We start from the raw sequence: 23,283 nt of genomic DNA on the forward strand, positions 1-23,283 counted from the left end.
GGAGCCGATCACATGATCCGTAACGCTCCCTATGGGAGGGGTTGTTCGGGGGGCGGACCGGTGTAGCGGCCGCTCGGACGCATGCGCAGGGGGCGCTCGGCGTACTCCTCCAGCGCGTGCGCGACCCACCCGGCCGTACGCGCCACCGCGAACACCGTCTCGCCCGCCTCCGCCGGCATATCGGCCGACACCGACAGCACGGCCAGCGCCAGATCGACGTTCGGCCGTACGGACACGTGCCGCGCGGTGATCCCGGCGACCTCCCGGGCGGCGGCGAGCGCCGCGGCGGCCCGCGGGATCCCCTCCAGCAGGGCGAACAGCACCTCGGCGCGCGGGTCTTCGCCCGCGTACAGCCGGTGCCCCAGACCCGGCACGCGCCGCCCCGCGCGCAGGTGGTCGGAGACCACGGCGGCGGCGCTGCCGCGCGCCAGCGCCTCGGCGAGCATGCGGTGCGCGAGGCCGCTCGCGGCGCCGTGCAGCGGGCCGTCGAGGGCGCCGAGCCCGGTGGTGACGACGGCGTACGGGTGCGCGCGGGCGGAGGCGGCGACGCGGGTGGCCAGGGTGGAGGCCGCCAGGTCGTGGTCGATGAGGAGGGCGAGCGCGGTGTCCAGGCAGCGCACGGAGCCGGCGTCGGGCGGCAGCGCCGTCAGCCGCGCCCACAGCCGGCGGGCCACGGGGGCGTCCGGGCCGTGCGCGGGGCCGGTCAGGGGGAGCGCGGTGGCCATGGTGGCGACCAGGCCGCGGGCGGTGGCGCGGACGGCGTCGCCGGCGAGGTCGAAGCGCAGCGGGTCGGCCGCGGCGGCGGCGACCACGGCGGCGCGCAGCCGGTCGACGGGGCCGGCGTGGGCGGGGAGCGCGGCGACCGCGGCGGTGGCGGCGGCCAGCAGCTCGGGCGGTGCGGTGAGGCGGACGCCGGGGGTGAGCCGGCCGGTCCACAGCCAGCCGGCGACCTCCTCGTATCCGTACGCGGCGGCGAGGGCGGTGGCGTCGACGCCGCGGAAGAAGTAGCGGTCGCGCTCGATGAGCGTGATGCTTGTACTGACCGGAGTGCCGGCCGGCGTCTCGCCGTCCTCCCCGGCCGCGGCAGGGGCAGCGGCGACGGCGGCGTGCGGGCGGCGGTGGCGGCGCGCCAGGGCGTCGACCTCGCGGGCGTCGAACAGGCTGCCGCGGCCCCCGGGCGCCTTGCGGCTGCTCAGCAGGCCGCGGCTGACGTAGGCGTAGACGGTCTCGGGCTTCACGCCCAGCCGCTCGGCGGCCTCGCGCGTGGTCAGCTCGTCCCTCGTCACCTCAGCCATCGTCCCCTCGCACTTCCATATTGATCCAATCAAGATTGACAGCCATTGAATCAAGGGTGGACAGTCGAATCAATAGAGGAGAGAGGAAGACCGGCATGGCCACAACCAGGGCCGACGCCCCTGCCCCCGTTCCGCGGGGGCTCAGCGGCGTCGTCGTCACCGAGACCCGGCTGGGCGACGTACGCGGACGCGAGGGCTTCTACCACTACCGCCAGTACTCCGCGGTGGACCTCGCCCGCGAGCGCACCTTCGAGGACGTCTGGCACCTGATGTTCGAGGGCGAACTGCCGGACGCCGCGCAGCGCGCCGCGTTCACCGCGCGCACCGCCGCACTTCGCCACCTGCCTGCCGACCTGCGCGACGCGCTGCCGGGCATCGCCCGCTCCAGCGTGCTCGCGGGCCCGCTCGCCGGGTTGCGCACCGCGCTCTCCCAGGCGGGCGCTGCTGCGGACTTCCGGCCGCTGTACGACCTGACGCCCGCGCAGCGCCGCGAGAACGCGCTCGCCGCGTGCGCGATGGTGCCCACGCTGCTGACCGCGCTGCACCGCATCGGGCAGGGGCAGGAGCCCGTCGAGCCGCGCGACGACCTGCCGTACGCGGCCAACTACCTGTACATGCTCACCGGCGTGGAGCCGGAACCCGCCCGCGCGCGGGCGATCGAGGCGTACCTGATCTCCACCGTCGACCACGGCTTCAACGCCTCGACCTTCACCGCCCGTACGATCGCGTCCACCGGCGCGGACCTGGCGGCGTGCCTCGTCGGCGCGATCGGCGCGCTCTCCGGGCCGCTGCACGGCGGCGCGCCGAGCCGGGCGCTGGACGCGCTCGACGCGATCGGCACGCCGGACCGCATCGACCCGTGGGTCCGCGAACGGGTGCTGGCGGGCGAGCGGATCATGGGCTTCGGGCACGCGGTCTACCGCACGGAGGACCCGCGCTCGCGGCTGCTGCGGGGGTTCGCGGAGTCGTTCGGCGGGCCGCTGGTGGAGTTCGCGGTCGAGGTCGAGCAGCGGGTGGTGGAGATACTCGCGGAGCTGAAGCCGGGGCGGGAGCTGCACACGAACGTGGAGTTCTACGCGGGCGTGGTGATGGAGCAGTGCGGGCTGCCGCGGGACATGTTCACGCCGACGTTCGCGGCGGCGCGGGTGGTGGGCTGGAGCGCGAACGTGCTGGAGCAGGCGGAGGATCCCAAGATCATCCGCCCGGCGGCCCGTTACGTGGGCCCCCCGCCGCCGCAGCCGATCCCGCGGGCGGCCTGAGCGCCGGGCGCTCGTCGCGCGGTCGCGGCCCGGCCGGACTCCGACCCCAGCCCCGCGCGGGCGGGGGTGGCGGCCGGTGCCGGACGAGCCGCGTACTGCCGCTCGCCGCAGGCGGCGGCAAGGCCCGCCTGCGGCAAGGCCCGCCTGCGGCAAGGCCCGCCTGCGGCAAGGCCCGCCTGCGGCAAGGCCCGCCTGCGGCAAGGCCCGCCTGCGGTCAGGCGTCTTCCAGGACCGTGGCCAGGGCTGCCGCCGGGTCCGGGGCCGGAGGGCCCGCCGGGGTCCAGGTGGTGCCCTCCTTGCGGTACGGCCACCAGCGGCCGTCGGGGCCGTAGCGGAGCTGGGCGCCGCGGCCCACCGCCGTCCAGCGGGTGCCCGTGGCACGGAGGTCGGGGCGGGTGCCCGGGTCCCAGGCGGCGGCCAACTGGTCCGTGGCGCGGGCCAGGGCCGCCGGGTCCGGCGTCCAGTCGTCCTCCAGCACCGCGAGGCCCGCGGCGCCGCCGTGGCGCCAGGCCCGTACCGCACGCTCCATCCCGCCCCGGTCCCGCCCGCTGCCGCGCGCCAGCCGTACGGCGATCCGCGCCGCCGCCCCGTCCGCCCCGCCCGCGCCGGCGTCCGTACCGCCTCCCGGGCCCGCGGACTTCGCCGTCGCCGCCATCCGTACCGCGTCCTGCGACTCCGTCAGCTCCCGCGGCAGCGGCGCTCCCGCGTGGTCCGGCGCCAGGGCGTCGGCCAGCAGCCGGCGGGCCCGTACCGCGGTGTCCGCGACCAGGAACTCCAGCGTCGCCACGTCCAGTTCCGCCGCCGGCTCCGTGCCCCCGGTCAGCACCGGGGGCGTCCCCGCCTCCGCGACCGGGCCCACGGCAGGCGGCAAGGGAGCCGGCGCCGCGGCGTACGCCTCGTCCGCCCGGACCCCTGCGGCGACCGCCGGTCCCGTCTCCTGCTCCGCCCGCGCCGCGCTCCGCTCCTGGAGGTCCGCCAGCAGCCGCGCCTCGCCCCGGCCCCGCATCAGCAGCAGCACGAACGGGTCCGCGTCCAGCAGCCGCGCCACCAGATAACTCAGCGCCGCCGTGTGCTCGCAGTGGTCCCACTCCCCGCACCCGCACTCCGGCTGCAGGTCGCCGATCCCCGGCAGCAGCGACACCCCGGCCGCCGCCGCGTCCTCGTCCAGCTCCGGCGGCATGTCCCGGTCCAGCAGCGCCGCGATGTGTCCCGCGCGGTCGGCGATCGTGTCCAGCAGCCGCTCCCAGTCGGCGTCGTCGAGCTGCTGCACCAGCACGTCGGTGCGGTACGGCGTGCGGTCCGCGCCCAGCACCCGCGCCGTGAGCCGCCCAGGACGCACCGCGACCGCGCCTACCGCGCCCGCGCGCGCGTGCTTGCGCCCGCGGCGCAGCAGCGTGCCGTCCAGCACCGTGTCCTCCAGCGCCTTCTGCCAGGCGCGCCCCCACCACGTGTGGGCGAACCCGCGCCCGTGGCTCGGCGGCAGCGCCTCGAAGGTCAGCTCCTCCTGCTCCGTCATCACTCGCCCCCTCGCGGCCCGGCCAGCCGGACCAGCTCCGCCAGTTGCCCGTCGGACAGTTCGGTGATCGCCGCCTCGCCGCTGCCGCCGAGGACGGCGTCCGCGAGGCCCTGCTTGTGCTGCAGCATCTGCGCGATGCGGTCCTCGATCGTGCCCTCGGCGACCAGCCGGTGGACCTGCACGGGCTGCGTCTGCCCGATGCGGTACGCGCGGTCGGTGGCCTGCGCCTCGACGGCGGGGTTCCACCACCGGTCGTAGTGCACGACGTGTCCCGCGCGGGTGAGGTTGAGGCCCGTGCCGGCGGCCTTCAGCGAGAGCAGGAAGACCGGCACCTCGCCGTCCTGGAAGCGCCGTACCAGCTCCTCGCGTTCGGGCACCGGCGTGCCGCCGTGCAGCAGTTGGGCGGGGACGCCGCGGGCCGCGAGATGGGTCGCGAGCAGCCGGGCCATCTGCACGTACTGGGTGAAGACCAGCGCGCTGCCGCCCTCGGCGAGGATCACCTCCAGCAGCTCGTCGAGGAGTTCGAGCTTCCCCGAGCGACCGGGGATGCGCGGGGCGTCCTCCTTCAGATACTGCGCGGGGTGGTTGCAGATCTGCTTCAGCGCCGTCATCAGCTTCAGGATCAGCCCGCGTCTGGCCATCGCGTCCGCCTCGGCGATCGCCGCGAGCGTCTCGCGCACCACCGCCTCGTACAGCCCGGCCTGTTCCACCGTCAGCGCCACCGCCCGGTCGGTCTCCGTCTTGCGCGGCAGCTCCGGCGCGATGCCCGGGTCGGACTTGCGGCGGCGCAGCAGGAAGGGGCGTACGAGCCGGGCGAGCCGCTCGGCGGCGCCGTCGTCCCCTTCACTCCCGCCCGGCCACCCTGCACCCGATTCGGCGGCGTCCGCGTAGCGGGTACGGAACCTCCGCAGCGGGCCCAGCAGTCCGGGCGTCGTCCAGTCGAGGATCGCCCACAGCTCGGAGAGGTTGTTCTCCACCGGCGTGCCGGTCAGCGCCACCCGCGCGCGGGACGGGATGGTGCGCAGCGCCTTCGCGGTCGCGGAGAAGGGGTTCTTGACGTGCTGAGCCTCGTCGGCGACGACGAGCGACCAGCCCGCCTCCGCCAGCCGCTCTGCGTCGAGCCGCATCGTCCCGTACGTCGTGAGCACGAACTCGCCGTCCGCCAGCGCCGCCAGCGACCGCCCGCCGCCGTGGAAGCGGCGCACGGGCGTGCCGGGCGCGAAGCGCTCGATCTCGCGCTGCCAGTTGCCGAGCAGCGACGCCGGGCAGACCACCAGCGTCGGGCCCGTGGTCTCCTCCTGTTCCTGCCGGTCGAGGTGCAGGGAGATGAGCGTGATGGTCTTGCCCAGGCCCATGTCGTCGGCGAGGCAGCCGCCGAGGCCGAGCGAGGTCATGCGGCGCAGCCAGCCGAGCCCGCGCAACTGGTAGTCCCGCAGGGTGGCGGCGAGGGCCGCGGGCGGGACGGTCGGCTCGCTCTGCTCCTCGGGGTCCGCGATGCGCTTGCGCAGGGTGTCGAGCCAGCCGCTCGCGGCGACCTCGACGCGCCCGCCGGGCACGGCCGGGTCGTCGATCTCGCCGGTGAGCGCCGCGCCGAGGGCGTCGACGGGGGTCAGGTCGGCGTCCTTGCGGTCCAGCGCGCGGCGTACGGACTCGGGGTCGACCAGCACCCAGCGGTCGCGCAGCCGCACGACCGGGCGGGCCGCCTCGGCGAGCCGGTCCAGCTCGGTGCGGGTCAGCTCCACGTCGCCGACCGCGTAGCGCCAGCCGAACGCGACGAGGGCGTCGGCGGAGAGGTAGGACGGGCCCGGGCGGCGGCCGTCCGGGTCGTCGGCGGGGCCGACGACGGCGCGGGCGGTGAGGTGGCGGGTCAGGTCGCGGGGCCAGTGGATCTCGACGCCGGCGGCGGCCAGGTCGCGGGTGCCGGGGCCGAGGAGGGCGGCGAGGTCGTCGTCGCCGAGGTCGACGGCGTCGGGCACGGCGGCCGAGAGCAGCGGGGTCAGCGCGTCCCAGGCGTGGGCGGCGCGGCGCAGGGTGAGCAGGGCCTGCATGCGGGCGCCGGGGCCGAAGTGGGCCGCGGTGCCGGCCCACACGTCGGCGGCGTCGGCGAGGAGAGTGGGGTCGGCGGTGCCGTGCAGTTGGACGACGGCGCGGAACGCGGGGCGGTCGCCGGTGGTGTCCATGTCGACGCGGAGCGAGACCCGTACGCCCGCGTCGTGCCCGGCGGCGACGTCGTCGGCCCAGGCGCGCTGCTCGGGCACGTGCCGCGGCTCGGGCGCGGCGAAGGCCCGGCCGCCGGCGGCCAGTACGGCGGCGGGGGAGCGGGGGAGGCCGTCGGCGACGGCGTCGAGGAAGGCGCGGAGCAGGTGCTCGGGACCGGGGAGGAGCACGGCGCCCGCGTCCGGGGCGCCGTCCTGCGGCTGCGGCGCCGCGTGCGCCTCCGGCGGCATCGCGGCCGCCAGTAGCCGCAGATCCCGTACGTCGTCCTCGCCCAGCGGCCCGCAGCGCCAGGCGTCGTACGCGCCCTCGCTCAGCCCCGGCAGCAGCTTGCCGCGGGCGGCGAGGCGCAGCGCCAGCAGCGCGGCGGTGCCCCAGAAGAGGGCGGCCGGGTGCACGCCGTCCGCGCCGGCGGCGTGCGCCGCCCGGGCGCGGGTGAGCACGGGCACCGCGTCCGCGGCGGGCAGCAGCAGCGCCGGCACCTCGCGGGTATCGCCGCCGGGTCCTGCGACGGTCAGCGCTTCGCGGGTGCCGCGGGGGTGGTCGGGCGGGCCTGCGGCGGGGTCGTCCCCCTGGCCGGCGACCTGGCCGTCGTCCGGGAGCCAGAAGGCCATCCGGCCGGTGCGGGCGGGGTCGGCGGGGAGGAAGAGGGCGGCACAGCGGGAGAGCGGGGGAAGGGCGGTCACGTACGGACGCACTCCTCAAGTTTGACTACCGGGCGGTCGAGAGTACCCCAGCCCCCGCGGCCCCGGACGGCGCAACGGAGTGATCCACTTCACTTTTCGGTATGCGGGGCCGCAGGGGGTGTATCTGGCACTACCTTGTGCCGGGTGGATTGCACCCGGGCGTTCCGGGTGCTGACGTCACCGCGCCGAGCTGTCCGGTTCCGTAGCGTCGAGGTCCTCGCACTGAGAGACCGGAGGCGCCATGACGCAGGCCACTGTCACGCCGAGCCCCAAGGGGTCGGCACCCGCCAGGAGCTCGGAGTTCACACCCCTGTTGCGGGAGGTGAAGGCCGCCGGGCTGCTGCGGAGGCGGCGCGGCTGGTACGGGTTCAGCATCGGGGTCACGCTGCTGTCGCTCGCCGCCACCGGCGTCGGCATCCACCTCCTCGGCAACACCTGGTGGACGCTCTTCCTCGCGGTGCCGGCCGCGGTGTTCACCACCCGTACCGCCTTCATCGGCCACGACTCCGGCCACGCGCAGATCGCCGGCACCCGCAAGGCCAACCGCGCGCTCGGGCTCTTCCACGGCAACCTGCTGATCGGCATGAGCTACCACTGGTGGACGGACAAGCACAACCGCCACCATGCCAACCCCAACCACATCGACAAGGACCCCGACGTCGGCGTCGGCGCGCTGGTGTGGACCCAGCGCCAGGCCGCGCAGCGCGAGGGCTTCGCCCGCTGGCTCACCCGCCACCAGGCTGCCCTGTTCTTCCCGATGCTGCTCCTCGAAGGCATCGCGCTGAAGGTGTCGAGCTGGCAGGACCTGCGCCGGCAGGGCAAGGGCGAGCGCCGCCTCGAAGCCCTGCTCCTCGGCCTCCACGTGATCGGCTACGCCGCCCTGCTGCTGACCGCCATGTCGCCCGGCAAGGCCGTGGTCTTCGCGCTCGTGCAGCACGCCGTCTTCGGCCTGCACCTGGGCATGTGCTTCGCGCCCAACCACAAGGGCATGGAGATGCCCGAGGCCGGCGACGACGACTGGGGCCACCTGCGCCGCCAGGTGCTCACCTCCCGCAACGTGCGCGGCGGGGCCGTCACCGACTGGCTCATGGGCGGCCTGAACTACCAGATCGAGCACCACCTCTTCCCCAACATGCCCCGCCCCCACCTGCGCCGCGTCCAGCCGCTGGTACGCGCCCACTGCGCGGCGCTCGGACTGCCGTACGCGCAGACCAGCGCGGTCGAGTCGTACCGGCTGGCGCTGGAGCACATGCACGAGGTCGGCGAGCCGCTGCGCACCCCCGACGCCCCGTAGGGGGCGCACGCCCCCTCCCACCGCCCCGGAGGGCGGCGCCCCTCCTGCCCCGGGCCGGGTCCACCTCCCGCCCCGTAACGGCGCACCTCCCGCCCGTAACGGGGAGCCCGTCCCGTAATGGGTCCCTCATCCACATGTATGACGCCCTCCGGCTCCGGTCATGGGATAAAGGAACCGGGGGAGCGGCGCGGCCGTTCCCCAGTCGAGGGCGGTGTGCCGCCGCTGTGGGAGGCAGGAAGATGTCGAATCGAGGGAAGGTCGCGGCCGGCGGGGTGGCGGTCGGCTTGCTGCTGTGGTGGTTGACCTCGTTCTGGATCGCCGTGCTGGTGATCGTCGGTGTGCCGGTGGCCGCCTATCTGGCGCTCGACCCCGGGCAGCGCCGCAGGCTGAAGAGGGTGACACGCAAGGAGCTCGACCGCTGACCGTGCGCCCCTCTTGTGGAGGCCCACGACCGGCGAGGCATATGCCATAAGAAAAGTGCCAGGGATGTGCCTCTTCAGGCGTTGCCTGATCGATCGAGGCAATGACTCTGTCAAATTCGGTCAGGTTTGGCATGCGCCCCGGTCGTGCGCCCCCAACCGGACTAGCGTCCCTGAGACATGGGACACCTTGACCACGCAGCCTACGGGTGGCTGACACCCGTCCTCTCGTACGCGATGGCGTGCATCGGCGCCGCGCTCGGGCTGCGTTGCACCGTCCAGGCGCTGGCGGCCCCCACCGCCCGCTCCCGGCGCAACTGGCTGCTCACCGCCGCGTCCGCCACCGGGACCGGCATCTGGACGATGCACTTCATCGCGATGCTGGGCTTCAGCGTCAGCGGCACCGAGATCCGCTACGACATCCCGCGCACGGTCCTCAGCCTCGTGGTCGCCATGGCCGTCGCCGGAGCCGGCGTCTTCGCCCTCGGCCACCTCCGCGCCCGCGGCCCCGCCCTGCTGGTCGCCGGGCTCGCCACCGGGCTCGGCGTGGCGGCCATGCACTACATCGGGATGTCCGCCGTCCGCCTGCACGGCTCGATCGCCTACGACCTCCCGGCCGTGGCGCTCTCCGTCCTCATCGCGGTCGCCACGGCCACCGCCGCGCTGTGGGCCGCGCTCACGATCCGCTCCCCGCTTGCCGTGACCTTCGCCGCCCTCGTCATGGGGGCGGCGGTGACGAGCATGCACTACACCGGGATGGCCGCCGTGTCCGTGACCGTGATGCCCTCGTCCGAGGCCCTGGCGGGCGCCACCGCCACCCAGTTCGTCTTTCCCCTGACCGTAGGACTCGGCTCGTACCTCTTCCTCACCTCGGCGTTCGTCGCGCTCACGCCGACCGCCGCGGAGCGTGCCGCCACCGTCTCCGCCCAGCGCCTGACCCGAGCGCCCGGCGCCGTCTAGCCGGCCGCGCCGCGCCTGCACACCGGCCGGACGGACCCCGCGGGGCGGGCCGGTCCCCGCAAACCGATATGAGGTGGACATGCGAACCCCGGACAGCAACCCGCCGAGCGGCCCGTCCGGTACGCCGTCCGTACCCCCGGCCGAGCGGCCCGCCGGGCGCGGGGCGGGCGGGGCGCCGCCGGTGCCTGCTCCGGTGCGCGGCCGGCGGGCGCACGCGGGGCCGCCCGCCGACGAGCCCGAGCCGCCGGGGCCGAGCGCCTGGGAGCGGGCGTATCTGCCGGCAGGACCGGCCACGGGGAGCACGGGAGAATCGGCGGGCTCCGGAGGTTTGCATGCGGGCGATGCACAGAAGACGCCGGCGTACGGGCACCGCGGGCGGCGCCGGCGCTTCGGGCCCCGTACCGTCCGCGCGCGCGTCATCTGCCTGCTGACCGTGCCGGTCGTCTCCCTCATAGCGCTCTGGGGCTACGCCACCGTCGGCACCGCGCAGGACGTCTCCCGGCTGCGCCAGCTCGAACAGGTCGAGACCGAGGTACGGCAGCCCCTTGCCGCCGCCGTCGCGGCGCTCCAGGACGAACGGCGCGCCGCCGCGAGCTATCTCGCCGGCCCCGGCGGCGAGAGCCGCGGCGCCTACGGCGCGGCGACCGTCCGCACCGACCGGGCCGTCGACCGGCTGCGGCTCGACGGCAGCCACACCGTCGCGGAGGGCGCCGACCTGCCCCGGGACGTCACCAGGCGGCTCGACGGCTTCGTCACGGGCACGGAGCCCCTGGGGCGGTTGCGCACGCAGGTGGAGGCCCGCACGACCGACTGGTCGCGGGCGTACGAGGAGTACACCGCGGCCGTCGGCCGCGCCTTCGGCGTCTCCGGCGCGCTCACCGGCATCCAGGACGCCGAGGCGGCGTCCGAGGCGCGGGTGCTGCTGGAGTTCGGCCGGGCCGGCGAGATGCTCGCCCGCGAGGACGCGCTGCTGGCCGCCGGGCAGTTGCGCGGGTCGCTCAGCGCCGCGCACCACCGCGCCTTCGCCGACGCTGCGTCCGCCCGCGCCGCCCTGGAGGAGGGCTCGGCCGCCGACCTCGGCGGCGGCGAGGCGGAGCTGTGGAAGCGGGCCCGTGAGAGTGAGGCGTACCGCACCCTCGGCGAGCTGGAGGACGCCGTGGCCGCCGCGGACTCCGGCACCGCCGCCGTGGAGGCCGCCCCCGCGCGGGACTGGGAGGGCCCGTACGCGGACGTGGCCGGCGCCGTCCGCGCCGTCGGACGGGAGCACGCCGCGGAGGCCGACCGCACCGACCCCTTCACCGACGGGATGCTCACCCCCTCCGGCGCCGCGGCCATCCTGGGCCTCGCCGCCGTGGCCGCGGCGCTCCTCATCTCCGTACGGATAGGCCGCGGGCTGATCGTCGAACTCGTCGGCCTGCGCAACTCCGCGCTCGAACTCGCCCGCCGCAAGCTGCCGTACGCGATGCACCGGCTGCGCGCGGGGCAGGAGATCGACATCGCCGGCGAGGCCCCCAGGGGCGACCCGGGCGACGACGAGATCGCCCAGGTCGGCGAGGCGCTGACCACCGTGCACCGGGCGGCGCTGCGCGCCGCCGTCGAGCGGGCCGAGCTGGCGAGCGGCATCTCCGGGGTGTTCGTCAACCTCGCCCGCCGCAGCCAGGTGCTCGTCCACCGCCAACTCGCCCTGCTGGACAGCATGGAGCGGCGCGCCGAGGACCCGGAGGAACTGGACGACCTCTTCAGGCTCGACCACCTCACGACCCGCATGCGGCGGCACGCCGAGAGCCTGATCATCCTCTCGGGCGCGGCCCCCGGCCGGGCGTGGCGGATGCCGGTGCCGCTGCAGAGCGTGGTGCGGGCGGCGGTCTCGGAGGTGGAGGACTACGCGCGCGTGGAGGTGCGGGCGCTGTCGGACGTGGCCGTGGTGGGCGCGGCGGTGGCCGACCTGACGCACCTGCTGGCGGAGCTGGTGGAGAACGCCGCGCAGTTCTCGCCGCCGCACACCAAGGTGCGGGTGTACGGCGAGCAGGTCGGCAACGGCTACGCGATCGAGGTCGAGGACCGCGGCCTGGGCATGGGCAAGGAGGCGCTGGCCGCGGCGAACCGGCGGATCCGGCAGTCGGAGGCGCTGGACCTGTTCGACAGCGACCGGCTGGGGCTGTTCGTGGTGAGCCGGCTGGCGGCCCGGCACGGGATCCAGGTCAGTCTGCGGGATTCGGCGTACGGGGGGACGACGGTGGTGGTGCTGCTGCCGACGGCGCTGCTGGAGGCGGCGGTCGCAGGAGCGGTGGACCCGGGGGCGGGGGCGCGGGGCGCCGCGGCGCGGCCGTTCTCGGGCCGGCTGGTGCCCGGTGGGTCTCGCGGGCCCGACGGTTCTGCCGGGTCCGGCGGGTCCGGCCGTTCCGGGGTGGCGGGGCTGGCGGGTGCTCCGGCGGTGCCGGGACTGCCGGGTGGTGCCGCTGTGCCGGGGTTGCCCGGTGTGCCGGTGCGGAACGGGGCGGACGGGGGCGGCTCCGGCGCGCACGGGGCGGAGAACGGCGCACGGGTCACGGAGAACGGGCTGGCGGAGCGGCGGGCCGGGCGGGCGCTGCCGGGACCGTGGAGCACGGGACCCGGGCCCGGGGGGCCGGCCGTCGGGCCGGTCGGGGAGCGGCCGGTGCTGGCGTCGCGGGAGGACGTGGTGCTGTTGCGGGCCCGGCTCGGCGTGGATCCGGCGGGTGGTACGGAGGCCGGGGTGGACGGCGGCGCGGAGGACGGGGACGGCGCGGGGGTGGCGCCGGGTGGGGCGGCGGTGGACGGGGGGGCCTTGGGCGGGACCGGGATGTACGCGGGGCAGGCCGGGCAGGAGGCGGCCGCCGTCCAGGCTCCCGGGGACGTCACGGAGCTGCCCAGGCGCGTACGGCAGGCCAGCATGGCGCCGCAGTTGAGGCCGGAACCCGGCGGCGGTGGCGGCACGGACACCGGGGATGGTGCGGACGGAGTCACGGACCCCGGCGACGGGGACGCCGGAGCGCGCGGGGAGTCAACCCCCGCGGGCCGCCCCGCACGGCGGGAGCGCACGCCGGAAGAGGCGCGCGCCCGCATGGCCGCGTACCGCAGCGGCTGGTTACGCGGCGGCGGCCTGCCCGCCGGCCGCACGCACGGCGGTGAACCGGGCGGCGGGCGCCCGGAGCCGGACGAGACCGCGCACACGCCGAGGGAAGGGGAAAGCCCATGATCGAGCCGGACACCGTGCACACGCAGCGAGCCGGGGGACTCGACTGGCTGCTGGACGACCTCGTCAGGCGCGTCGCCGATGTGCACCACGCCGTGGTGCTCTCCGGCGACGGCCTCGCGGTCGGCAACTCCAGAACGCTCTCCCGCGAGGACGCCGAGCACCTGGCGGCGGTCGCGTCCGGCTTCCACAGTCTCGCCAAGGGCGCCGGGCGGCACTTCCGCGCGGGAGGCGTACGGCAGACGGTGGTCGAGATGGACGACGGCTTCCTCTTCGTGGCCGCGGCCGGGGACGGCTCCTGTCTTGCCGTACTCAGCGCCGCGACGGCGGACATGGGCCTCGTCGCGTACGAAATGGCCCGCCTGGTCACACGGGTGGGCGAACATCTATACACCGCTCCGCGAACGGCCGCAGCGAAGCCGCGGAATCCGGGCTGAGCACGGCGGTGACACGTTATGACTGAAGATATGAGTGGCACCCCTCCGCACCACGGCAGTCACTGGTATGACGCCGAGGCCGGCCCGCTGGTCCGCCCGTACGCGATGACCGGCGGCCGGACCCGGCCGGTGACGACCACCGTGCGGTTCGACCTCATTGCGCTCATCGACCTGGAGGAAGAGGCGCTGGAGGCCGCGGGGAAGGAGGCCGAGACGTTCGGGCCCGAGCACCGGGCGCTCATCGACCTCTGCCGGATCGAGACCCAGTCCGTCGCCGAGCTGGCGGCGGAGACCGATCTGCCGGTCGGGGTGGTACGGGTGCTCCTCGGCGATCTGGTCGAACTCGGCTGCGTACGGGTCAGCAGGCCCGTACCGCCGGCGCAGCTTCCCGACGAGATGATCCTGAGAGAAGTGATCGATGGACTCCGCGCCCTCTGACCGCAGGGTCGACGACGCGCTGGCGCTGAAGATCCTCATCGCCGGCGGCTTCGGGGTGGGCAAGACCACCCTGGTCGGTTCCGTCAGCGAGATCCGTCCGCTGCGCACCGAGGAGCAGTTGAGCGAGGTCGGCACCGCCGTCGACGACACCGGCGGCGTGGATGAGAAGACCACGACGACCGTGGCGATGGACTTCGGCAGGATCACCATCCGCGCCGGACTCGCGGTCTATCTGTTCGGCACGCCGGGGCAGGACCGCTTCTGGTTCCTCTGGGACGAGCTTGCCACCGGCGCGCTGGGCGCGGTGGTGCTGGCCGACACGCGCAGGCTGCAGGACTGCTTCCCGGCGGTGGACTACTTCGAGCACCGCAGCATCCCGTTCATCGTCGCGGTGAACTGCTTTCCCGAGTCGCGCAGTTACGGGGCCCACGAGGTCGCCCGTGCCCTCGACCTCGACCAGGGCACTCCCGTCGTGCTGTGCGACGCCCGCGACCGCGACTCGGGGAAGGAGGTGCTGATCAGGCTGGTCGAGTACGCCGGGCGGGTGCACACCGCCCGGCTGCTCGACACGGTCGGCTCGGAGCCGGTGGGGTGAGCGGGGCCCGGGGTGCCGGGGGTCACTCGGCGACGCGGGCCTCGGAGACCACCTTGTCGATGGTGACGCGGACGAGGAGTTCGCCGGCGACGGCGTTGCGCGCGCCGTAGGTCTCGGCCAGTTCGGCGTCCACGTAGCGGGCGGCGATGACCGTGGCCCAGCGGCGCATCTCGTCCAGGTCGTCGCTGAGCCGCGCGCGGCCGGAGAGCACGGCGAACGAGTACGGATAGCGGTCGTCGTCGACGCAGAGGGTGGCGCGCCCGTCGCGCGCGAGGTTCCGGCCCTTGACGGTCCCGGCGCCGGTGTTGAAGACCAGGTCGTCGCCGTCGAGTACGAACCAGATCGGGGCCACATGAGGGCTGCCGTCGGCGCGGACGGTGGCCAGTTTTCCGGTGCGGGTGCCTGCGGAGACGAAGGTGCGCCACTCTTCGTCGGTCATCTTCTCGCCCATGCGAGCACGTTATCCACAGGGGGAGGCGGGGCGGGGAGCGACGCGCTAGGCTCGTCACTGAGAGTAATTGAGATGGCGCTTTTCGAGCGACGACGGGGGAGATGGTCATGGTGGTACGGACCGGGGCGAGCGCGGGTGCGCGGACGGCCGGCGCGGCGGGCGAGCGGGCGGAGCTGCTGACGTTCGGCCGCGCGGCGGCGGAGCTGGGGCTGCTGCCGCGGGAGTTGGAGCTGGCGGCGCAGCTCGGGCTGGTGCCGACGGAGCCGCCGCAGCGGGCCGGCGGCCGGCGCCGGGTGGCCCGGGCCGAGGTGGCGCGGCTGCGGGCGGAGGACGGCGCCGGGGGCGTCGGGGCCGCGGCTGCGCTGCGTGAGCGGCTGCGGCTGGTGGGGACGGCCGCGGGTGCGGAGGAGCTGGGCATCTCGTCCGTCCGCTTCACGCGGCTGGCGCGGGCGGGGTGCTTCGCGCCCGCGCGGTTCTATGTGAACCGGTACCGGGTCGTGGTCTGGCTCTATCTCGCGGCGGAGGTGGAGCGGTTCGGGGAGCGGGAGCCGGGGCTGCTGCGCGGACCGCTGCCGCCGGCGATGCGGGGGGAGCTGGCCGAGGGCGCGGACGTCCGGGCCCGCGGCTGGCGGCAGCGGCGGGTGGAGCAGTTGCTGTCGGAGCGGGTGGACCCGTGGGAGCGGGCGGGCGCGTATGCGGCAGTGCTGAGCGACGCGGAGCTGGCGGAGGAGGTGCCCGACGCGAGGGAGCGGGCGCGCGTCGTGGAGCACCGGGCGGAGCTGGTCGCCACGGCGCGCGGCGGCAGTGAGACGGCCCGCCGGGCGGCGGAGGACGTGCTGCTGGCGGAGTCCGACGCGGAGGCTTTGGGCTACCGGCTGGGCCTGGCGGTGGAGCTCCAGGCCGCGCGCGTCGACTACGCCACCCCGTCCCCGCCCGTGTCCCCGGACCCGTCCTTGGCCACGGCCCCGGCGCCCCTTCCCGTCCTGCTCCCGGCTCCGCCGGCACCCCCGGGCGGCGCCCCGCCCGCGCGCCCGGCGGGAGGGGCCCGACCACGCCGCGGCAGCCTCAACTGGCTGCGCCGGGGCCGCCGGCGCCGCACGGGCCTGCCGCGCTGACGGCAGGTCAGCCGGCCGGCTGACTGGCTGGGCGGGCTGACTGGCTCAGCGGGTCGGCTGGCTCAGGGGGCCGACGTCGGTGACGCGGAGGACGGCGCGGGCCTCGGCGTCGGAGGCGGTGAGGTCCACCTCCGCGGAGATGCCCCAGTCGTGGTCGCCCTCCGGGTCGGCGAAGGTCTGGCGGACGCGCCAGAGGGCGTGCTCCGGGTCCTCCTCGATCCGCAGCAGCCGCGGCCCGCGGGCGTCGGGACCGGTGCCGATGTCCTCGTACTCCTCCCAGTACGCGTCCAGTGCCTCGCCCCAGCGCTCCGCGTCCCAGCCGGACTCCTCGTCCAGCGTGCCCAGCTCGTCCGCGTCGTCGAGCGCCGCCAGCTCCACCCGGCGGAACAGCGCGTTGCGGACGAGGACGCGGAAGGCGCGCGCGTTGGCCGTCACCGGGCGCACCTGGTCGGCGTGCTCCAGGGCCTGCTCGGCGGTCTCCTCCGCCGGGTTGGCCAGTTGCTCCCACTCGTCCAGCAGGCTGGAGTCGACCTGGCGGACCATCTCGCCGAGCCAGGCGACGAGGTCCTCGAAGTCCTCGGACTTCCGCTCGTCCGGCACGGTGTGGTCCAGCGCCTTGTACGCGCTTGCCAGGTAGCGCAGCACGATGCCCTCGGTGCGGGCCAGCTCGTAGAAGGAGACGAACTCGCCGAAGGTCATGGCCCGTTCGTACATGTCACGGATGACCGACTTGGGGGAGAGGGGGTGGTCGCCGACCCACGGGTGGCTCTTGCGGTACAGGCCGTAGGCGTGGGACAGCAGCTCCTCCAGCGGCTTGGGGTAGCTGACGTCCATCAGCCGCTCCATCCGCTCCTCGTACTCGACGCCGTCCGCCTTCATCTCCGCGACCGCCTCGCCGCGCGCCTTGTTCTGCTGGGCGGCGAGGATCTGCCGGGGGTCGTCGAGGGTGGACTCCACGACGGAGACCATGTCGAGCGCGTAGGAGGGGGACTCGGGGTCGAGGAGGTCGAACGACGCCAGTGCGAAGGTCGACAGCGGTTGCTGGAGGGCGAAGTCCTGCTGCAGGTCGACGGTCAGCCGCACGATGCGGCCCTGCGCGTCCGGCTCGTCGAGCTGCTCGACCACGCCGCCGTCGAGGAGGGAGCGGTAGATCGCGATGGCGCGGCGGATGTGCCGGAGCTGCTTCTTGCGCGGCTCGTGGTTGTCCTCCAGCAGCCGGCGCATGGCGGTGAAGGCGTCGCCCGGGCGGGCGATGACGGACAGCAGCATGGCGTGGGTGACGCGGAAGCGGGAGGTGAGCGGTTCGGGATCGGCGGCGATCAACTTCTCGAAGGTGTTCTGCGACCAGTTGACGAAGCCCTCCGGCGGCTTCTTGCGCACCACCTTGCGGCGCTTCTTCGGATCGTCGCCGGCCTTGGCGAGTGCCTTCTCGTTCTCCACGACGTGCTCCGGCGCCTGCGCCACCACCAGCCCGGAGGTGTCGAAGCCGGCCCGCCCGGCCCGGCCGGCGATCTGGTGGAACTCGCGGGCCCGCAGGGTACGCACCCGGCTGCCGTCGTACTTGGTCAGCGCGGTGAACAGCACCGTGCGGATGGGCACGTTGACGCCGACGCCGAGGGTGTCGGTGCCGCAGATGACCTTCAGCAGCCCGGCCTGCGCCAGCTTCTCCACCAGCCGCCGGTACTTGGGCAGCATCCCGGCGTGGTGGACGCCGATGCCGTGCCGGACGTAGCGGGAGAGCTGCTTGCCGAACCGGGTGGTGAAGCGGAAGTTGCCGATGAGGGCGGCGATCTCGTCCTTCTCGGCGCGGGTGGACATGTTGATGCTCATCAGCGCCTGCGCCCGCTCGACCGCCTGCGCCTGGGTGAAGTGCACGATGTAGACGGGCGCCTGGCGGGTCTCCAGCAGTTCCGTCAGGGTCTCGGTGAGCGGGGTGGTGCGGTACTCGTACGACAGCGGGACGGGCCGGGTCGCCGAGCGGACCACCGAGGTGGACCGGCCGGTGCGCCGGGCCAGGTCCTCCTCGAAGCGGGAGACGTCGCCCAGCGTCGCGGACATCAGCACGAACTGCGCCTGCGGCAGTTCCAGCAGCGGGATCTGCCACGCCCAGCCGCGGTCCGGCTCGGCGTAGAAGTGGAACTCGTCCATCACCACCTGGCCGATGTCGGCGTCTCTGCCGTCGCGCAGGGCGATGGACGCCAGCACCTCGGCGGTGCAGCAGATGACGGGCGCGTCGGCGTTGACGGAGGCGTCGCCGGTGAGCATGCCGACGTTCTCCGTGCCGAAGATCTTGCACAGGTCGAAGAACTTCTCCGACACCAGCGCCTTGATCGGCGCGGTGTAGAACGAGACCTCGTCCCGGGCCAGCGCCGCGAAGTGCGCACCGGCCGCGACCAGCGATTTCCCGGATCCGGTGGGGGTGGACAGAATCAGGTTCGAGCCGGAGACGACCTCGATCAGAGCCTCTTCCTGCGCCGGATAGAGGGAGATGCCCCGCTCCTCGGTCCAGGAGGAGAACGCCTCGAAGAGGTCGTCGGGGTCGGCGGTGGGCGGCATCTGATCGATAAGGGTCACCCGACCATACTGCCCTCCGCTGCCCCCGAAGTGTGAACCCCCGGTACGTGCGAAGATCACCCGCGCTAGGCTGTGCCGCCGACGGGCGGAGCCTGTGGGGCCAACGGCCGTTCACCACACGGGCGGACGAGGGGTGGGGGAGCTTTTCATGATGGGTCCAGCGCACTCGCTTTCGGGGGCGGCGGCGTGGCTGGGGGTGGGCGCGGCGGCCACCGCGGCGGGCCACGAGATGCCCTGGCCGGTGCTCGTCGTCGGCGCCCTCATCTGCGCCGGCGCGGCCCTCGCCCCCGATCTGGACCACAAGTCCGCGACCATCTCCCGCGCCTTCGGCCCGCTGTCCCGCATCCTCTGCGAGGTCATCGACAAGCTCTCGGCCGGCGTCTACAAGGCGACGAAGAAACGCGGCGATCCCCGCCGCTCCGGCGGCCACCGCACCCTGACGCACACCTGGCTGTGGGCGGTCCTGGTCGGCGCCGGCTTCTCCGCGCTCGCGGTCCTCGGCGGCCGGTGGGCGGTCCTCGGGATCCTCTTCGTCCACATGGTGCTGGCCATCGAGGGCCTGCTGTGGCGGGCCGCCCGGGTCTCCAGCGACGTCCTCGTCTGGCTCCTCGGCGCCACCAGCGCCTGGATCCTCGCCGCCGTCCTCGACCAGCCCGGCAACGGCTCCGACTGGCTCTTCACCGACCCCGGCCAGGAGTATCTGTGGCTGGGCCTGCCCATCGTCCTCGGCGCCCTCGTCCACGACCTCGGCGACGCCCTCACCGTCTCCGGCTGCCCGGTCCTGTGGCCGATTCCGGTGGGCCGCCGGCGCTGGTACCCGATCGGCCCGCCGGACTTCATGCGCTTCCGCGCCGGAAGCTGGATCGAGCTGAAGATACTGATGCCGGTCTTCATGCTCGCCGGCACCGCCGGCGGCCTCACCGCGATGGGCGTCATCGGCTGAGGCCCCGACGGCCCGACAGCCCCGAGCCGCATCCGGACGAAGAGGGCGCCGCGCCGCCTCAAAGCCGTCCCGCGAGCACCGTTCCTCGCGGATCCGATCGGGCATCGGCGGCATGTGGGGGAGTACAACACGCCGAGCGGCGCGGAGACCCGCCCCGGGCGCGTGCTTCGTACGCGCCCGGGGGGCCGGTCAGCCGTGCCAGGAGCGCCAGAGGGCGGCGTAGGCGCCGTCTGCCGCGACCAGTTCGTCGTGGCTGCCGAGTTCGCTGATGCGGCCCTCCTCGACCACCGCGATCACGTCCGCGTCGTGCGCCGTGTGCAGGCGGTGGGCGATGGCCACGACCGTGCGCCCGTCCAGAACCTTCGCCAGCGACCGCTCCAGGTGCCGCGCCGCCCGCGGGTCGAGCAGCGACGTCGCCTCGTCGAGGACCAGCGTGTGCGGGTCGGCCAGCACCAGCCGGGCGAGCGCTATCTGCTGCGCCTGCGCCGGGGTGAGGGCCGTACCGCCCGAGCCGACCTCCGTGTCCAGGCCGTCGTCCAGGGCCCGGGACCACTCGCCCGCGTCGACCGCGCCCAGCGCCGCCCACAGCTCCGCGTCGCTCGCCTCGGCACGCGCCAGGCGCAGGTTGTCGCGCAGCGAGCCGACGAAGACGTGGTGCTCCTGGTTGACCAGCGCCACGTGCTCGCGTACCCGCTCGGCCGGCATCCGCGCCAGCTCCGCGCCGCCGAGCCGGATCTCGCCGCGCCGCGGCGAGTAGATCCCGGCCAGCAGCCGCCCCAGCGTCGACTTGCCCGCACCCGAGGGCCCGACCAGCGCCAGCCGGCTGCCCGGCTGCAACCGCAGCGAGACGCCGTGCAGCACGTCCGCCCCCGCGCGGTAGCCGAAGCGGACCTCGTCGGCGTGGACGTCCCGGCCGCCCGGCCGTACGGCCGCGTCGCCGGGCTCCTCCTCGATGTCCCGAACGCCCACCAGCCGGGCCAGCGACACCTGGGCCACCTGGAGTTCGTCGTACCAGCGCAGGATCATGCCCACCGGCTCGGTGAGCATCTGCGCCAGCAGCGCGCCCGTCGTCAGCTCGCCGACGCTCATCCAGCCCTGGAAGACGAACGCGCCGCCGAGCAGCAGCACCGAGCCGACCACGACGACGTGCGTGGCGTTGAAGACGGGGAAGAACATGCAGCGCAGGTAGAGCGTGTATCGCTCCCACGCCACCCATTCAGCGACCCGCCGGTCCGACAGCGCGACCCGGCGCGCGCCCAGCCGGTGCGACTCCACCGTGCGCCCGGCGTCCACCGTCTCGGAGAGTGCCGCGGCCACGGCGGCGTACCCCGCGGCCTCCGAGCGGTACGCGCTCGGCGCCCGCTTGAAGTACCAGCGGCAGCCCGCGAGCAGCACCGGCGCGGCCAGCACCACCGCCACCGCCAGCGGGGGCGCCATCACCACCATGCCGCCGAGCACCAGCCCGACCCACACCACCGCGATCGTCAACTGCGGCACGGCCTCGCGCATCGCGTTCGCCAGCCGGTCGATGTCCGTGGTGATACGGGACAGCAGATCGCCCGTCCCGGCCCGCTCCAGCACGCCCGGGGGCAGGCCCACGGACCGCACGAGGAAGTCCTCGCGCAGGTCCGCGAGCATCCGCTCGCCCAGCATCGCGCCGCGCAGCCGCACCAGCCGGATGAAGAACGCCTGCACCGCCAGCGCGATCGAGAACAGCACGACCGCGCGCGTCAGATGGAGGTCCTCGACCCCCGCGGACAGGTCCTCGACCAGCCCGCCCAGCAGGTACGGGCCGGCCATCGAGGCGAGCACGGCGACCGCGTTGACGCCGATCAGCAGCAGGAACGCCGTCCGGTGCCGGCGCAGCAGCTCCGCCACGTAGCCGCGCACGGTCGCGGGTGCGCCCACCGGCAGGGTGGTCGCGGTGCGCGGCGCGGCCGGGTCGTACTCCGGCGGTCGCACGCCGATCATGCGGTCTCCTCCATCATCTGCGGCACGCCGCCCTCGTCGCGTACGGCAGGATCGCCTTCCGGTACGCGGCCGGGCGCCTGCTTCTCGTCGTCCGTCTCCCGGGTGACCACGGCGCGGTACGCGACGTCGCCGTGCAGCAGTTCGCGGTGCGGCCCCTCGGCGACCACCGCGCCGTCCTGCACGAACACCACCGTGTCCGCGCGGTCCAGCAGCAGCGGGCTGGAGGTGAACACCACCGTCGTACGGCCCGCGCGGATCTCCCGCAGCCCCTCGGCGATACGCGCCTCGGTGTGCGAGTCGACCGCCGACGTCGGCTCGTCCAGCACCAGCACCTCCGGGTCGGCCACCAGCGACCGGGCCAGCGCCAGCCGCTGGCGCTGGCCGCCGGAGAGCGACCGGCCGCGCTCGGTGATCGGCGCGCCCATCGGCGCCCCGTCGCCGTCCGGCGCCGCGGCCGCCGCCTGCGCCAGCGCGGTCAGCACGTCGCCGCACTGCGCGGCGGCCAGCGCGGCGGCGGGCTTGACCGAGCCGGACGCGGGTACGTCCAGCAGGTCGGCCAGCGTCCCGGACAGCAGCATCGGGTCCTTGTCCTGCACCAGCACCGCCGCCCGCGCCCCCGCCAGCGGTACGTCGTCCAGCTCCACGCCGCCGAGCCGCGCCGACGGCAGCTCGCCCGGCTCCGTCGGGTGCCCGCCGAGCCGGTCGGCGAGCCGCCCCGCGGCGTCCGGGTCGCCGCACACCACGGCGGTCAGCCGGCCCTCCGCGGCACGCAGCCCGGTCGCCGGGTCGTGCAGCTCGCCGCCGAGCGGACCGTGGTCGGTGCCGGTGCCGGTGCCGGTGCCGCCGGTCGCGGTGCGGGCGAGCCCGAGGACGCGGGCGGCGCGCTTGGCCGACGGCCGGGAGAAGGAGTACGCCATCGCCAGCTCGGCGAAGTGGTGCATCGGGAAGAGCAGGAACGTCACCGCCCCGTAGACCGTGACCAGTTCGCCGACCGTGATCGTCCCGCTCCGCGCGAGCCCCACCCCGTGCCCGACGACGATCACCAGCAGCACTCCCGGCAGCGCCACCTGCACGGCGTGGATCAGCGCCCACATCCGCGCGCTGCGCACCGCCGCGGTCCGCACCTTCTGCGACGCCTCCCGGTACCGGTCGAGGAACAGCTCCTCGCCGCCGATGCCGCGCAGCACCCGCAGCCCCGCCACGGTGTCCGCGGCCAGCTCGGTCGCCCGGCCGGCCTTGGCCCGCTGGTCGTCGGCGCGGCGGGTGGCGTACGGCAGCAGCGGCAGCGGCGCGAGCGCCAGCACGGGCAGCGCGACGGCGACGACGAGGCCCAGCTCCGGGGCGTAGACGACGAGGCCCGCGGTGACGGCGAGCGCGGTGAACAGCGCGGCGGTGAACCGCGAGAACGACTCGACGAACCAGCCGATCTTCTCCACGTCGCCCGTGCTCACCGCGACCACCTCGCCGGCCGCCACCCGCCGGGTGAGCACCGAGCCAAGGCCGGCCGCCTTGCGGGCCAGCAACTGCTGGACCCGGGAGGCGGCGGTGATCCAGTTGGTCACGGCCGCGCGGTGCAGCATGCTGTCGCCGAGCGCCATCAGCGCGCCGAACGCGATCAGCAGCGCGCCGGCGACCGCGAGCCGCCCGCCGTTGCGGTCCACGACCGCCTGCACGGCCATGCCCACGGCCAGCGGCATCGCGCCGAGGGGCAGCATCCACACCAGGCCCCAGAGCAGCGCGGCCACCTGGCCGCCGAGCTGCATGCGGCCGAGCCAGACGAGGAAGTGGCGGCCGGATCGGACGTCGGGTTCTCCGGGGTCCGTATGCGGCAGGTCGCGCAACTGCATGGCATCCCAAAATGGTCGTCTCGGGTGTGGGTGAGCCGTGCAAGGCTGGCGGTTC

General features: G+C 74.9%; 17 protein-coding genes. 10 read left to right on the plus strand and 7 right to left on the minus strand.

The genetic code is table 11. The features are described from left to right. Positions 1-29 precede the first annotated feature (29 nt). A complete protein-coding gene (locus tag CXR04_RS32010; RefSeq protein WP_101425696.1) occupies positions 30-1,295 on the minus strand; it encodes a citrate synthase in 1,266 nt (421 codons plus the stop codon). A gap of 95 nt (positions 1,296-1,390) precedes the next feature. Here CXR04_RS32010 and CXR04_RS32015 point away from each other — a divergent pair, with 95 nt between their 5' ends. Further along, complete coding sequence (locus CXR04_RS32015; RefSeq protein ID WP_101425697.1) at positions 1,391-2,554, plus strand: citrate synthase/methylcitrate synthase; 1,164 nt, start codon at positions 1,391-1,393, stop codon at positions 2,552-2,554. 214 nt (positions 2,555-2,768) lie between these two features. Here CXR04_RS32015 and CXR04_RS32020 read toward each other — a convergent pair whose 3' ends face one another. Together CXR04_RS32020 and CXR04_RS32025 are read right to left on the minus strand one after the other, a co-directional pair. Continuing rightward, the gene (locus CXR04_RS32020; RefSeq protein ID WP_101425698.1) at positions 2,769-4,073 is read right to left on the minus strand and encodes an SWIM zinc finger family protein; all 1,305 of its coding nucleotides are present in this window, start codon (positions 4,071-4,073) and stop codon (positions 2,769-2,771) included. Beyond that, the gene (locus CXR04_RS32025) at positions 4,070-6,970 is read right to left on the minus strand and encodes a DEAD/DEAH box helicase (protein ID WP_101425699.1); all 2,901 of its coding nucleotides are present in this window, start codon (positions 6,968-6,970) and stop codon (positions 4,070-4,072) included. The genes CXR04_RS32020 and CXR04_RS32025 overlap by 4 nt, the downstream gene beginning before the upstream one ends. Positions 6,971-7,211: 241 nt before the next feature. Here CXR04_RS32025 and CXR04_RS32030 point away from each other — a divergent pair, with 241 nt between their 5' ends. The 7 genes from CXR04_RS32030 to CXR04_RS32060 all read left to right on the plus strand — a co-directional run bounded on the left by CXR04_RS32030 (position 7,212) and on the right by CXR04_RS32060 (position 14,327). Then, positions 7,212-8,264 carry a fatty acid desaturase family protein gene (locus CXR04_RS32030; RefSeq protein WP_101425700.1) on the plus strand — a complete coding sequence of 351 codons (1,053 nt, stop codon included), beginning with the start codon at positions 7,212-7,214 and terminating at the stop codon, positions 8,262-8,264. 239 nt (positions 8,265-8,503) lie between these two features. Next, positions 8,504-8,686, plus strand: coding sequence for a hypothetical protein (locus tag CXR04_RS32035; RefSeq protein WP_101425701.1), 183 nt, complete (start codon positions 8,504-8,506; stop codon positions 8,684-8,686). Positions 8,687-8,863: 177 nt separating this feature from the next. Then, positions 8,864-9,643 (plus strand): MHYT domain-containing protein, encoded by a 780-nt coding sequence (locus CXR04_RS32040; RefSeq protein ID WP_101425702.1) that lies wholly within the window; start codon positions 8,864-8,866, stop codon positions 9,641-9,643. A gap of 79 nt (positions 9,644-9,722) precedes the next feature. Continuing rightward, a complete protein-coding gene (locus CXR04_RS32045) occupies positions 9,723-12,860 on the plus strand; it encodes a sensor histidine kinase (RefSeq protein ID WP_234380593.1) in 3,138 nt (1,045 codons plus the stop codon). Continuing rightward, the gene (locus tag CXR04_RS32050) at positions 12,857-13,294 is read left to right on the plus strand and encodes a roadblock/LC7 domain-containing protein (RefSeq protein ID WP_101425704.1); all 438 of its coding nucleotides are present in this window, start codon (positions 12,857-12,859) and stop codon (positions 13,292-13,294) included. Before CXR04_RS32045 ends, CXR04_RS32050 begins: the two co-directional genes overlap by 4 nt. An 18-nt stretch (positions 13,295-13,312) precedes the next feature. Next, on the plus strand, positions 13,313-13,732 hold the full coding sequence (locus tag CXR04_RS32055) for a DUF742 domain-containing protein (protein ID WP_101425705.1): 420 nt from the start codon (positions 13,313-13,315) through the stop codon (positions 13,730-13,732). Next, entirely contained in the window at positions 13,713-14,327 is a 615-nt protein-coding gene (locus CXR04_RS32060) for a GTP-binding protein (RefSeq protein WP_101425706.1), read from the plus strand. The genes CXR04_RS32055 and CXR04_RS32060 overlap by 20 nt, the downstream gene beginning before the upstream one ends. 22 nt (positions 14,328-14,349) lie before the next feature. Here the strand turns inward: CXR04_RS32060 and CXR04_RS32065 are convergent, their stop codons facing one another. After that, complete coding sequence (locus tag CXR04_RS32065; RefSeq protein ID WP_101425707.1) at positions 14,350-14,778, minus strand: PPOX class F420-dependent oxidoreductase; 429 nt, start codon at positions 14,776-14,778, stop codon at positions 14,350-14,352. Positions 14,779-14,885: 107 nt separating this feature from the next. Between CXR04_RS32065 and CXR04_RS32070 the strand changes: the two genes are divergently transcribed. Further along, a complete protein-coding gene (locus CXR04_RS32070) occupies positions 14,886-15,893 on the plus strand; it encodes a DUF6397 family protein (protein ID WP_101426709.1) in 1,008 nt (335 codons plus the stop codon). Positions 15,894-15,938: 45 nt separating this feature from the next. Here the strand turns inward: CXR04_RS32070 and CXR04_RS32075 are convergent, their stop codons facing one another. Then, positions 15,939-18,467, minus strand: coding sequence for a DEAD/DEAH box helicase (locus CXR04_RS32075; RefSeq protein ID WP_101425708.1), 2,529 nt, complete (start codon positions 18,465-18,467; stop codon positions 15,939-15,941). A gap of 148 nt (positions 18,468-18,615) precedes the next feature. Between CXR04_RS32075 and CXR04_RS32080 the strand changes: the two genes are divergently transcribed. Beyond that, the gene (locus CXR04_RS32080; RefSeq protein WP_101425709.1) at positions 18,616-19,410 is read left to right on the plus strand and encodes a metal-dependent hydrolase; all 795 of its coding nucleotides are present in this window, start codon (positions 18,616-18,618) and stop codon (positions 19,408-19,410) included. A 189-nt stretch (positions 19,411-19,599) separates the two neighbouring features. Here CXR04_RS32080 and CXR04_RS32085 read toward each other — a convergent pair whose 3' ends face one another. Both CXR04_RS32085 and CXR04_RS32090 read right to left on the minus strand, forming a co-directional pair. After that, complete coding sequence (locus CXR04_RS32085; RefSeq protein WP_101425710.1) at positions 19,600-21,381, minus strand: ABC transporter ATP-binding protein; 1,782 nt, start codon at positions 21,379-21,381, stop codon at positions 19,600-19,602. Then, on the minus strand, positions 21,378-23,228 hold the full coding sequence (locus tag CXR04_RS32090; protein WP_101425711.1) for an ABC transporter transmembrane domain-containing protein: 1,851 nt from the start codon (positions 23,226-23,228) through the stop codon (positions 21,378-21,380). The genes CXR04_RS32085 and CXR04_RS32090 overlap by 4 nt, the downstream gene beginning before the upstream one ends. Positions 23,229-23,283: the final 55 nt, after the last annotated feature.

The organism is Streptomyces sp. CMB-StM0423 (assembly GCF_002847285.1).
Classification (GTDB): Bacteria; Actinomycetota; Actinomycetes; order Streptomycetales; family Streptomycetaceae; genus Streptomyces.